We start from the raw sequence: 12,851 nt of genomic DNA, 5'->3' as shown, positions 1-12,851 counted from the left end.
CGCGAAAGCGGTGGGTCAGTTGACATCAATATTGACTGATCCACCGCTTTCGCGAGCAAGCCCGCTCCCACAGGGAGATCGGTGGCGTCTACGTAGAACTACGTAGACGCCACGTACGTAGTAACGCGGATTTATTTGTGGACGCCATGCGCAGATATTGGGCCAGCTCCGCACTGCGGACACAATTATAAAAATTACCGCCGCAGCCACTGGCTGTCGGCAGGAGACACGCTATGCCCCGTCTGGCTAAACACCTCGCCTGGTTTGCCGTGGCTGTCCTGGGAGCGATTGCGCTGAGTGTCGTGGCCCTGCGCCGCGGCGAAGCGATCAATGCCCTGTGGATCGTCGTCGCAGCAATCGCTATCTACCTCGTTGCCTACCGCTATTACAGCCTGTTCATCGCCAATAAAGTGATGCAGCTCGATCCCAATCGAGCCACTCCCGCTGTGCTGAACAACGATGGTCTGGACTACGTACCGACCAACAAACACGTGCTCTTCGGTCACCACTTCGCGGCCATCGCCGGTGCAGGTCCGCTGGTCGGCCCGGTGCTGGCGGCGCAGATGGGTTATCTGCCCGGCACGCTGTGGCTGATCGCCGGCGTGGTGCTGGCCGGTGCGGTTCAGGACTTCATGGTCCTGTTCATGTCCACCCGCCGCAACGGTCGTTCCCTCGGCGACATGGTCCGTGAAGAAATGGGCCGCATCCCCGGCACCATCGCGCTGTTCGGTTGCTTCCTGATCATGATCATCATCCTCGCGGTGCTGGCGCTGATCGTGGTCAAAGCCTTGGCCGAGAGCCCGTGGGGTATTTTCACGGTGATGGCGACCATCCCGATCGCGATGTTCATGGGCATCTACATGCGCTACATCCGCCCGGGGCGCATCGGTGAAATCTCCGTCATCGGCGTGTTGTTGCTGCTCGGCTCGATCTGGCTCGGTGGGCAGATTGCTGCGGATCCGGTGTGGGCCAAGGCCTTTACTTTTACCGGTATCCAGATCACCTGGATGCTCATCGGCTACGGTTTTGTCGCAGCGGTGTTGCCGGTGTGGCTGATCCTGGCGCCGCGTGACTACCTCTCCACCTTCCTGAAAATCGGCACCATCGTGGCCCTGGCCATCGGCATTCTGGTGACCATGCCCGAGCTGAAAATGCCGGCGTTGACCCAGTTCATCGATGGCACCGGCCCGGTGTGGAAGGGGGGCCTGTTCCCGTTCCTGTTCATCACCATCGCCTGTGGCGCCGTGTCGGGTTTCCACGCGCTGATTGCTTCCGGGACCACGCCGAAGTTGCTCGCCAGTGAAGGGCATGCCCGCTACATCGGTTACGGCGGCATGCTGATGGAATCGTTCGTGGCGATCATGGCCATGGTCGCTGCCTCGGTGATCGATCCGGGCGTGTATTTCGCCATGAACAGCCCGGCCGCAGTGGTTGGCGCCGATGCAGTTACCGTCGCGCAAACCGTCAGCAGTTGGGGCTTTGCCATTACCCCGGAAGCCCTGCAAGCCGTGGCCCATGACATCGGTGAAACCACCATCCTGGCCCGTGCCGGCGGTGCGCCGACCCTGGCGGTCGGTATCGCGCAGATCCTGCACCACGTGTTGCCGGGCGAGAACACCATGGCGTTCTGGTACCACTTCGCGATCCTGTTCGAAGCTCTGTTCATCCTGACCGCGGTCGACGCCGGTACCCGTGCCGGGCGTTTCATGCTGCAGGACTTGCTCGGTTCGTTCGTGCCGGCCTTGCGCCGTACCGAATCCTGGACCGCCAACCTGATCGCCACCGCCGGTTGCGTGGCCATGTGGGGTTATCTGCTGTACCAAGGCGTGATCGATCCATTGGGTGGCATCAACACCTTGTGGCCGCTGTTCGGTATCTCCAACCAGATGCTGGCCGGTATCGCGCTGATGCTCGGCACCGTGGTGCTGATCAAGATGAAACGCCAACGCTACATCTGGGTGACCTTGCTGCCGGCGGTATGGCTGCTGATCTGCACCACCACGGCGGGCTTCATCAAGCTGTTCGATGCCAACCCGGCAATCGGCTTCCTGGCCCTGGCCAAGAAGTACAGCGACGCGCTGGCCAACGGTCAGGTGCTGGCCCCGGCCAAGAGCATCGACCAGATGCAGCACGTGATCTTCAACGCCTACACCAACGCAACGCTGACCGCGCTGTTCCTGTTTGTGGTGTTCAGCATCCTGTTCTTCGCGCTCAAGGTTGGTATCTCTGCCTGGGGCAGCAAGGAGCGTACGGATAAAGAAGCACCATTCCAGGCCGTGCCAAACGCGTAGTCGAGGAGGGCAGCATGTTCAATGACCTGAGTCGCCTGGGTAAATACCTCGGTCAGGCCGCGCGCCTGATGGTCGGCATGCCCGACTACGACAACTACGTCGAGCATATGCAGAACAAGCACCCGGACAAACCGGTGATGGACTACGAGGCGTTCTTCCGCGAGCGCCAGGAGGCCCGTTACGGCAGTAAAGCCGGACCGAAGTGCTGTTGAGTGACATAAAAAACCGGCTGAATGGCTAATGCTGCTCACTTAAGAGATTGAGCGAACAATAAGTAACCTGTGGCGAGGGAGCTTGCTCCCGTTGGACTGCGCAGCAGTCCCATTTTTTAGGGCCGCTTCGCGCCCCAGCGGGAGCAAGCTCCCTCGCCACAGATACAGTGTTCGTCCTTAAGTGAACATCATTAGGCTCAATGGCCGGTTTTTTGTTGAATGCAGGAACGCCCTGAGTATTTCAGGCCGGGTGGTGATCCGAATCGTCGCCGCCACTTTTGTCCCTGGTCATGGAATCATTGCCAACCTCCTGACTGATTTGAGCTGTTTGTCAGCTATCTCCCCTCGTTGAAGCGACAGTTTCCCGGACCGGTACTTTAATGGATGTTCTGGAGCGACTGATCACGGGGCTGTCATAGCCTTAAGGCTATGGATCCCATACCGAAAAGCTATTTCATCAATCGGTGATCCGGATCCACGCTGAAGGATGGTTAGCTGAAAACAAAATCAAGAGGAGATGCCATGTCAACTGAATCGAAATGCCCGTTCAATCACGCCGCTGGCGGTGGCACGACGAACCGCGACTGGTGGCCGAACCAACTGAACCTGAAGATCTTGAGTCAACACTCGCCCAAGTCTGACCCGTTGGGGGGCGACTTCAACTATGCCGAAGCCTTCAAGAGCCTGGACTTCCAGGCGCTGAAAAAAGACCTGACTGCGCTGATGACCGATTCCCAGGATTGGTGGCCGGCGGACTTCGGCCACTATGGGCCTTTTTTTATCCGCATGTCCTGGCACGCCGCCGGCACCTATCGCACCGGTGACGGCCGGGGCGGCGCCGGCACCGGCCAGCAACGCTTTGCACCACTCAACAGCTGGCCGGACAACGTCAGCCTCGACAAGGCCCGTCGGCTGCTCTGGCCGATCAAGCAAAAGTACGGCAACAAAATCTCCTGGGCCGACCTGATCGTCCTCACCGGCAACGTTGCACTGGAGTCCATGGGCTTCAAGACCTTTGGTTTTTCCGGTGGCCGCCCGGATGTCTGGGAACCGGACGAAGACGTTTACTGGGGTTCTGAAAGCAAGTGGCTGGGTGGCGACGTGCGTTATGGCAAAGATGCCGGGCAAGCTCCTGCAGAGCGCAATCTGGAAACTCCCCTCGCAGCCGTGCAGATGGGCCTGATTTACGTAAACCCCGAAGGCCCTGAAGGCAACTCTGATCCGGTCGCCGCCGGGAAGGACATCCGTGAAACCTTTGCGCGTATGGCCATGAACGACGAGGAAACCGTCGCGCTGATCGCGGGCGGTCACGCCTTCGGCAAAACCCACGGTGCCGGTCCTGTCGACCATGTCGGACCTGAGCCCGAAGCCGCCGGCCTCGAACTGCAGGGCCTGGGCTGGAAGAGCACGTTCGGTACCGGTAAAGGTGGCGACGCCATTTCCAGCGGCCTGGAAGTGACCTGGACGACCACGCCAACCCGGTGGAGCAACAACTACCTGGAGAACCTGTTCGGTTACGAATGGGAACTGACCAAGAGCCCGGCGGGAGCAAACCAGTGGAAGCCGAAAAACGGCGCTGGCGCCGGCACCATTCCGGATGCCTTTGATCCGTCCAAACGGCGTGATCCGACCATGCTGACCACGGACCTGTCGCTTCGCTTCGACCCGATCTATGAGCCAATTTCGCGGCGTTTCCTGGCCAATCCAGACCAGTTGGCCGACGCCTTCGCCCGTGCCTGGTACAAGCTGATTCACCGCGATATGGGGCCGCTCTCGCGCTACCTCGGTCCGGAAATGCCGAACGAAGTGCTGCTGTGGCAAGACCCGATTCCTGCCGTCGATCATCCGCTGGTCAGCGACAGCGATGTGGCGGACCTGAAAAGCAAGGTGCTGGCTTCCGGTCTGTCGGTCTCGCAGCTGGTATCGACGGCGTGGGCGGCGGCTTCCTCCTTCCGTGGCTCCGACAAACGCGGCGGCGCCAACGGCGGGCGTCTGCGCCTGGAGCCGCAGAAGTCCTGGCAGGCCAACCAGCCGGAGCAACTGGCCAATGTGCTGGCCAAACTCGAAGGCATCCAGAAAGCGTTCAATAGTGCGCAAACCGGTGGCAAGAAAATCTCCCTGGCCGACCTGATCGTGCTCGCCGGTGGTGCGGGTGTCGAACAGGCTGCGAAAAATGCCGGCCACAGTGTGACGGTGCCATTCAGCCCGGGACGCATGGACGCCAGTCAGGAACAGACCGATGTCGAGTCCTTCGGTTTTCTTGAACCGATTGCCGACGGTTTCCGTAACTTCCTGAAAAGCCAGTACCGCGTGCCGGCCGAATCCTTGCTGATCGACAAGGCACAACTGCTGACGCTCAGCGCGCCGGAAATGACGGTATTACTGGGTGGCCTACGGGTATTGAACGCCAACGTCGGGCAATCCAGACATGGCGTGTTCACCCAGCGGCCGGAAGCGTTGACCAATGACTTCTTCACCAACCTGCTGGATATGGGCGTGGAGTGGAAGCCAGTGTCGGATGCCCGGCAGGAGTTTGAAGGGCGTGATCGCAAAACCGGTGCAGTGAAGTGGACGGGTACGCGGGTTGATCTGGTCTTTGGTTCCAACGCGCAGTTGCGCGCTCTGGCCGAATTCTATGCCAGCGCCGATGCGCAGCAGAAGTTCGTCAAGGACTTCGTCGCCGCCTGGACGAAGGTGATGAACCTGGATCGTTTCGACCTGAACTAGGAGATGTTGTCGTAACGCTGGAGCCGGCAAAAAGTGCCTCGGCACGACTGCCGGCTCCAACGTCCAGTAGAAACGATGGGCTTCAGTCAGACGCTTTCAAGAACGTATCGCTGCATTGGCGTAACGCAACCATCCACTCGAACTTCGCTGATGCGGCGGATGAAAACCGGATCATCGTGGGTTACACCTTCGGGTTTTAGCCAATCAAGGATCAGGGTTCTCATCAAACTTCCTGGTCTGCAACTGAGCCATGGTGACTTTACTCGCACACAGTGTGCGGGGAATCCCTTGCGCGCCACCGGTGGGTAATTGCACAGACTTGCCCACCCATTTGCATTCGACCAGAGCAATCATTTGCATCGGATCTGACCAGCACGCTTCGTGGCCATTACCAGTAGAGAACGACCCATAACGGACGTTCTTGGTGATGTCCTATTCTGCTTGTACCTCATCGCGTACGAACGCGGGTGTCTCAACATAACCTTGGGTGGCGAGTGCCGCTGTCCATCTATTCCGGACAGGTTTCAGGCGTTGCAGGCAAGCTGTCGAGAAATGCGACAATCTGCCGGGTACCACGCAAGTGCACCGTAGGAATTCGCGGGCCTATGGCCAAGCGCACCGCCTCGATGCCTGGACGGTAGCCACGATCGAAATTCCACACGAAATGCAGAAAGGTCAGGAACGCCCGGTCGATCTTCTCTGTACAGCCTGCTGCAAGATCAGGGCGAGGACGGTTCATTACGCTACGCATAATCACCCGGGTGAAACAGGTGATCCGCGGCGTATCGAGCCAGATGATCAAGTCGGCACGGGGCAGGCGAAGATCGAATGTACGCCGGGCATAGTTGCCTTCACAAATCCAGGCAGCCGGTGCGATTGCTTCGCTGACCCGTGAGCGAAACTGCTCAGCGTCGGGTTCGACCCAGTCGGGCTCCCAGAACAGTGTGTCCAAGTGCACCACGGGCAGGCCAAGGCGCATGCCGAGGGCGCGGGCGAGGGTAGATTTTCCGCTACCGGCATTGCCCAGAATTACAATCCGTTGCATGGTCGGACTTCCTGTCGCGAAAAAAGCCGGCAATTGTGCAGGTTTCGGGGTATCAGTTAAAGGCTGATGGGGGGGGCTGGCGCACTACAGGAATGAATTTTTTGTTGTTTACTGCGCTATTTGCTGATGAGAACAAAATGTCGCCCTCTCTTTGTTCCCATTGAACGTCGGCTCCTGGCCGATCATGGCCTGTCATGACTGACCGAAACCCACAACCCATGGCGGACAGTCCGATACTAGAGTCAGGTGTCGAATTGATGAGCCGCCCAGTGTTTCATCTCTTCGGCAATGAAATGGTTCACCAGATCGCTATACATCCTCTCGATGGCATCCGGGCTCAGGCCTTCAGCCTCGGCCCACTCGCGTCGTGTCGCGAGCATGGCTTTGAAACGCTCCGGAGCACGCACCGAAGTCACCGAGGTCTTGAACTTCGAGGCCGCCAGTACGTAGTGAAAACGTTTGCCCAACAGCTTGATAACGATCTGGTCAAGGGCATCGATTTCGCGTCGGATGTCTTCCATGCCTGTACACGCTTCGGGCTGCAACTGATTGATAACTTCCATGTAGGTGACTCCGTTTGCAAAAAAAGATTATGAGCCTTCGGAAAAAGTTTTGGTGCGCTATCTTCCGTGAGCGATACAGCCTGAATACCATAGAATCCGCGGCCCGCCGCACGATGAGCGGATTTTTAGTTAAGGCAGATCAGCGAACTCATTGAGCCACGTTGCTCGAAAAGGTTGTGGGCAGTGGTGTCAGCTGCTGAGTGGCTGCTTCAACCGATTGCTGACCGTCGCCAAGGGCAGCAAGCGATCGAATGCAGCATGCAGAACATCGGTACTGGCCCCGGCGCTACTTGACCTGCTCAACCTCATAATTCACATAACCGAATTCGTTGCTGCGAGCCGCCACGTACTTGCCGTTCTGCTCGAATACCGTGGCCTCGAAGGGCGTGCCGCCGAGTGTTGTCAGCAGATGCCCGTCCTTGATTTCGTATTTGGCCGGCACGCCGAACTGACCGCCATGCAGCATGTTCAGGTATTCCCCCTCTGCGGGCGGCTTGCCGTCGACGCTGGCGACCAGGCGTTGGCCGTCGGTGCCATAGACGATTTCGAATGTCTGGCCGGTGACGGTATTGCGCACTTTGATGGTTTTGCCCACCACGAAGGCTTGCAACTGCTCGTTGGTGAGCGCTTTGGCGCCATCGGTTTTCAGTTGATCGATGGTTTTGCCGCCAGCGACAGACTTGCTGTCCTCGGCTGTCGGCGTGTACCAGATCGGTGAGGTCCACGCGCGCTCCTGGACGGTGGGCGAGACGTCGGCCGGCGGCGGTACTTGCAGCTTGGCCGCGTCATAGGTGCTCCAGCGCGGTGTCGGGATCTGTAGCACGCGGGCATAGTAGAACGCGTGCTGGGCCGGATCGAAGTCCGGATCGACCCAGACTTTTTTCAGCTCGGTGGCACCGATGGTGTTGGTGTAGGTCGCCTTGGAAACATCGACTGTCGAGCCCACCGCAGGGACTTTGCCGGTGACCGGGTCCGGTTTGCGGTCACCGGACCAGGCGACGTCGTAGATCTTCTCGAAAGTCTGGCCGTTTTTGGTCCAGCCCTTGATGATCTGGATTCGGTCAAGGTTGCCATCGTCGGCATCCTTGACCGCCCACACCGCGAAGGACGGCGCCTGTTTACCCTGTTTTGCCAGCAAGTCACCGCCCATGGGAACGCCCTTGGCGTAGGCGGCATGCACCCAGTCTTTTTCGTTCCACAAATTGTTGTCGAAGCCCCAGCCGCCAAACATGCGCACGGGGATACGCACGCCGCTGGTGCCATAGACTTCTTTACGCTTCATGGCATCGAAGATCGATTCACGGGTGTTTTCTTCAGCCCAGACGCCGGCCAGCCCGGAGGTACTGGTTTGCAGGGCCATCATGCCCGAGTTCTGTTTACCGGAAAGGCGCGCTGCCGGGGTGCTGTCGGTGAAACCGTGGGAGCCGAAGTTGTTGCTCTGCGAATAGGGAATCACCCCGTTGTGTGAGTCGCTGGCGCCGACCACGCCCATTTTGTATGGGTTGTATCCACGGGCTTCCTGCAAGGCCATGCCGTTTTGCCAGGCTTGCCTGATGTAGCTGCCATTGAGTTTCGACGTGCTGTTGTCGATGCCGATCAGGAAATTCATGATTTCGTAATTGGCAAATTCGTCGGTCGGCGATAGCTCGGGGTGAGTTTCGGAAGTGCCTTTTACCTGGTGAATTTCGGTGAGGGATTCATTGCGCATCCGCGTTTCGGCCCACGCGGCATCGATGGGGCGGCCACGGTCATCGACGTCCACCGGAAACATCAGGCCGTTGCTGAGGTTGGCGTTGTGGGAGATCGCCAGCACCTCGTTGCCCTTTTTGCGTTGATCGTCCATCCAGCCCCACAAGTCCTCGGGTTTGCTCGAGTCGAGCGCCGTGAAGGGCAGGTCCGGCACCTTCTTCGAGTCGCGGAAAAACACGTTGCGGTGCATGTTTTGATTATTGGGTGCAGAGGTCCACTCATAGGCGACGAAGGTGGTGAACTTGCCGGGCTTGTAGTACTTGTCGGCGATGGCGATGTTCTGCTGCCAGATGTTGCCGGCAACCTTCGGATCAATCAGCTCCTTGATGGGATTGTTCAAGCTGCCGGCGATCCATTTGAACACCCGGTTGAAATCCTCCGGAGTCTTGGCTATCAGTTTTTGCGCGATGGGCAGTTTACTGAAGTCTGACTTCGGATCGTTGGCCAGCGCGATCACGCCCACGTATTCCGAATGATCGGTCACGCCATGGAAATCCAGCGGTCGGCCTTTGAGCTGGACTTCAAACCCCATCGGATGCTTGACCGGCATGCCAAGCGAGTATTGATAGGCTTGCTCGGGATCGACCTGATGGTTGCCGATCAGATAGGCATCAATCGACCAGGAGCTGTGCGAGTGCGTCTGGCCAAAGTAAACCTCGCGATCCGGGTTGCCCTCCGCCAATGCCAATGTGCTGACAGTAAGCACGGCGCAACCGAGCAGTGACGGCGTGGTGAAGTGTGTAAGGGTTTTCATATTCCTCGTCTCCGGAATACGGCAGTGACAGGGTGAAGTTCAGGCCCAGAAACTCGAGACTCGTTCGAAAAACCAGAAGGCAGCCAGCGTTCCCAACCCGTAAGCAGCAATCGGTCGGGCATACAAGAGCGCGGGTCGTGGCAGCCGGCAACGCAGCAACAGCGCTCGCAGGCACAGCACGACGGCGACAAACATCAACTGGCCGATTTCGACGCCGACATTGAAAGTGAACAGCGCCAGCGGCAGGTCGCGCTGGGGCAAGCCGATTTCCGCCAGCGCACCGGCAAAACCAAAGCCATGCAACAAGCCAAAACAGAACGCCACCACCCACGGCCATTGGATGGTGAAGCTGACATCACCACGGTTCTTGCGGGCGATTTCCACCGCCAGCAACAGAATGCTCAGCGCAATCGTCGCTTCCACCGGCGGGCCGGGAAGCCGCACCGCACCCAATGCTGCGAGCGCCAGGGTGATGGAGTGGGCGAGGGTAAACGCGGTGATGGTCTTCACCAGCATCCAGCCATTACCCACCAGCAGCAGGAGCCCGAAGACGAACAGCAGGTGATCGAAGCCCCCCAGAATGTGCTGGATGCCATGGACCAGAAACGCACCGGCCACCGAGAACGCTCCCGGCGTGGCAGCGATTTCTATCCAGGGTTGCGCAGGGTGGACGAGGGTGGTCGTCAGGCTGCCGTCCAGGCGCGAGACACGCACCAGCACATCGGTGATGCTCGCTTGCAGGCCGATAAACTCGATGCGCTGCCCGACCAGGCCGGTGGGACCGGCATCAATGTTCCGGCGCTCGATCAGCGAGTCGTTCAGTTCGCTTTCCACCGGGTCAGCGACAGTACGCACACCCTCGGCAAACCGCAGCGCAATCGGCAATCGCATGCCTGACAGCACCGGCGTGCGCCACACAACGTCATAGCGCCCGGCAGCCGTTTCGTTGAGTTCCAGGTAAGCAGGGCGCGACTCATGGGCCATGGCGGTCAGCCCGATAAACCCGAGCAGCAACAGCAGCCAGACTGTGCGCCTCATCACGGCCGCTCCGTTTGTATGGCGGCAATTCCACTGGCGGAAGCAGGCATCATCACCACGACTTCATAGCGTGCTTTGAGCGCATCGAAATTCGCGCGTTTCGATTCGCTGCGTTGCTCGGACAACCAATCGGACTTGACCTGCTGGGCCACGGTTTCGAAGGGCGGTGCCGGTGGCCTGGCCAGCGCATCAATCCACACCAGATGCCAGCCAAAACCGGACTCCACAGGCCCCACCCAACTACCCGGTGTCTGCTGGAACAATGAAATGGCGAACTTTGAACCAAAGACCCGCGCCACTTGATCCCGGGATTGTTCCGTGTAGGCGCTTTTAAACATGAAGGCATCGCCTTCACCACTGTTCTTGTCAGTCAGCCCACTTAACACGGCCTGAGCCTGGGCTTGTGCATTCGCACCGCGTTTATCCAGGGCAAAAAACAAATGTCGGAAAGTTGCAAGTGGCGGCGGGGCATATTGGTCCTGATGATGGTTGTACCAGGCCTCAAGTACACCGGGTGCCGGTTCGCGAAGTGACGCTACATCCTCGGCAAGGAAATCCATTTTTTGCGCCAGTCGGCGGCGAATGATGGTGTCGTCTTTATCCAGGCCAAGTTTCAGTGCTTCGCGATAGAGGATTTCCTCTTTCACATATTCATCTATCAGGCCCTGTAACTGTTGCTCCGAGGCGGGTCGTTGCCATCGCGCCAGCCAGGAAATCGCGATCCGCTGAACAACTTCAGGGGTGATTTCGATGCGCTGAGGATCTTGATTGACCGTTGAACGGTGCAAACCTCCGTACAGCGCAAAGAGTGCGAAACCGGCGATTAAAAAGTGCATTAAGGGCTGGCGAAGGCAGCGCTTGATTAACGAAAGTCGAGATTCTTTCGCTTCGCAGACGCTTAAGTTCATGACTTATTGCTCCACGCTATACTCGAATGGTTTTCGAAGCAGAGTGGAGTATTGCTGCTGGGTCGGAACTTTCCACCGAGGTTAATCACGATAAGCACTAAGTATTAGTCGCAATCGGATTAACCCATTCCCCAGTGCCGTGCAGTCTTTCACCAATACAGTCCGGGACGGAGCGTTCATGTAATGAAAGGACTGCTGGTTTTCGCCGCGATCATCGAGGCAGCCACTGGCGTGGCGCTGATACTTGTCCCATCGCTGGTCGGGCAACTTCTGCTTGGCATCGAACTGACGGGCGTCATCGTCCGCGTGGCCGGCATCGCCCTCATCGCCTTGGCCATCGCCTGCTGGCCCGGACCAGCAATGCTCGGCATGTTGATCTATAACGCGGCCGCTACGCTTTATCTCGCTTACGTTGGCATCTTGGGCGAATCGAGTGGAGTTCTCTTGTGGCCAGTGGTCATCTTGCACGGCGTCATGACGGTACTTTTGATTCGGGCAATGACAAGTCAGAAGAAGAACTCACCGGCGTAGTCAACGCCTGCTTAAATATTTAGCCAATCCACAGCTACTGGACTGCTTCGATAAAGCGTGCGCCCTTCATAACCTAAGGCATTCTGTTGTAAGAAGTCAGCGCTGTTCGAGGTATGAGGAACCGTGTCGAGAAGCCCGGCCCTCGCAAGTGCCAGCGTTCCCCCACAGATACCGGCAATTGTCGCCCCACTTGAGCGACTGGCATGAAGAAAGTCTCGAATATCCGGTGCTTCTGCACGTTCCCAGACCATTGCTCCAATGACAACAAACAGACATCAAGGGCTGCTTCGGGTTGATCAGGGCTGATCGCAATGAGGACTGTTTGGAGTGCTCTGTAGGTGTTGCGCCTGGCACAGAGCAACCAAGGCGGACGTTCACGGGGACAACGCTCTGACCGCAGGCAACGGCCGTACTATAATTAATGTCTGTCAATGTTTGCGTGGCGAGCGCTCCAAAACGAATCAGGTATCCATAGCGTTCACCTGACAGGCAGAGGGCAGTACAGCAAATGGGATGGACAGTACGTCTGATTACGCGAGAGAGGGTTCAGCCATGAAAATTCACTCCTTCCAGCATTACTCTCATGGTCTGGAAATGGCCGTTCACGATGCATGGATTACCGCCAAGGTGAAATCGGCCCTGGCATTTTCCGATCCGACCCTTAGCCTGCATATCAATGTCAAAACCCATGCGGGAATAGTGGGGTTAAGCGGCCGCGTCAACACTCATAAACAGTGTGAACAGGCCATTGGTCTGGCCCGTTCGGTTCATGGTGTCACCGAAGTCGATGCCAGCGACTTGCAGACCCATGTGTTCACGCCAGGGAGTTTTCCAGAAGCGCCCAACGCCGAAGAGAGCACTGAGCGCCGGCCACAATCGTCAACAAAGATGGACGACAAATGATAATGGCAATTTAGTAGGCGCCGCGCTCCCAGTCGGGAACCGAGGGCGAAAGAAAGTAACGTTCGCACGACCTCACGGCTGACCTTGGTTGTTCTCAGAAACGGCGCTGAACAATCGTATCCAATAGGGT

The 12,851-nt window shown here is 58.0% G+C and carries 11 protein-coding genes and 1 pseudogene; 6 read left to right on the top strand and 6 right to left on the bottom strand.

All coding sequences use genetic code 11. From position 1 onward, the window contains the following. Positions 1-233: 233 nt before the first annotated feature. From AC07XF_RS21020 to AC07XF_RS21005, 4 genes are all read left to right on the top strand, one after another. Positions 234-2,291, top strand: a complete 2,058-nt coding sequence (locus AC07XF_RS21020; protein WP_495027983.1) for a carbon starvation CstA family protein — start codon at positions 234-236, stop codon at positions 2,289-2,291. A gap of 14 nt (positions 2,292-2,305) precedes the next feature. Further along, complete coding sequence (locus tag AC07XF_RS21015) at positions 2,306-2,503, top strand: YbdD/YjiX family protein (RefSeq protein ID WP_046042517.1); 198 nt, start codon at positions 2,306-2,308, stop codon at positions 2,501-2,503. Between the two features lie 522 nt (positions 2,504-3,025). After that, positions 3,026-5,230 carry a catalase/peroxidase HPI gene (gene katG, locus AC07XF_RS21010; RefSeq protein WP_495027982.1) on the top strand — a complete coding sequence of 735 codons (2,205 nt, stop codon included), beginning with the start codon at positions 3,026-3,028 and terminating at the stop codon, positions 5,228-5,230. Further along, positions 5,134-5,430 (top strand): OprD family outer membrane porin, encoded by a 297-nt coding sequence (locus tag AC07XF_RS21005; RefSeq protein WP_495027987.1) that lies wholly within the window; start codon positions 5,134-5,136, stop codon positions 5,428-5,430. The genes katG and AC07XF_RS21005 overlap by 97 nt, the downstream gene beginning before the upstream one ends. Positions 5,431-5,738: 308 nt before the next feature. On the opposite strand, the gene AC07XF_RS21000 is transcribed toward AC07XF_RS21005, so the two are convergent. From AC07XF_RS21000 to AC07XF_RS20980, 5 genes are all read right to left on the bottom strand, one after another. After that, positions 5,739-6,275 (bottom strand): P-loop NTPase family protein, encoded by a 537-nt coding sequence (locus AC07XF_RS21000; protein ID WP_495027981.1) that lies wholly within the window; start codon positions 6,273-6,275, stop codon positions 5,739-5,741. A gap of 242 nt (positions 6,276-6,517) precedes the next feature. Then, positions 6,518-6,838 (bottom strand): isochorismate lyase, encoded by a 321-nt coding sequence (locus tag AC07XF_RS20995; protein WP_495027980.1) that lies wholly within the window; start codon positions 6,836-6,838, stop codon positions 6,518-6,520. A gap of 286 nt (positions 6,839-7,124) precedes the next feature. Beyond that, on the bottom strand, positions 7,125-9,341 hold the full coding sequence (locus tag AC07XF_RS20990) for a DUF3604 domain-containing protein (protein ID WP_495027979.1): 2,217 nt from the start codon (positions 9,339-9,341) through the stop codon (positions 7,125-7,127). Between the two features lie 39 nt (positions 9,342-9,380). Then, entirely contained in the window at positions 9,381-10,379 is a 999-nt protein-coding gene (locus AC07XF_RS20985) for a HupE/UreJ family protein (protein WP_495027978.1), read from the bottom strand. Beyond that, entirely contained in the window at positions 10,379-11,287 is a 909-nt protein-coding gene (locus tag AC07XF_RS20980) for a peptidyl-prolyl cis-trans isomerase (protein ID WP_495027977.1), read from the bottom strand. Before AC07XF_RS20980 ends, AC07XF_RS20985 begins: the two co-directional genes overlap by 1 nt. Before the next feature lie 183 nt (positions 11,288-11,470). On the opposite strand from AC07XF_RS20980, the gene AC07XF_RS20975 reads away from it, so the two are divergent. Continuing rightward, positions 11,471-11,818, top strand: coding sequence for a hypothetical protein (locus AC07XF_RS20975; RefSeq protein WP_495027976.1), 348 nt, complete (start codon positions 11,471-11,473; stop codon positions 11,816-11,818). Positions 11,819-11,847: 29 nt separating this feature from the next. Here the strand turns inward: AC07XF_RS20975 and AC07XF_RS20970 are convergent. Further along, positions 11,848-12,084: pseudogene (locus tag AC07XF_RS20970) on the bottom strand (type 1 glutamine amidotransferase family protein); the annotation flags it as partial. A 286-nt stretch (positions 12,085-12,370) separates the two neighbouring features. Between AC07XF_RS20970 and AC07XF_RS20965 the strand changes: the two are divergent. Continuing rightward, positions 12,371-12,721: a BON domain-containing protein gene (locus tag AC07XF_RS20965; protein ID WP_495027975.1), complete on the top strand. Its 351-nt coding sequence runs from the start codon at positions 12,371-12,373 to the stop codon at positions 12,719-12,721. Positions 12,722-12,851: the final 130 nt, after the last annotated feature.

Source organism: Pseudomonas sp. GW821-FHT01C01, from assembly GCF_059422645.1.
Note: the sequence above shows the minus strand (reverse complement) of the source record. Positions and strands in the feature narration are given on the sequence as shown.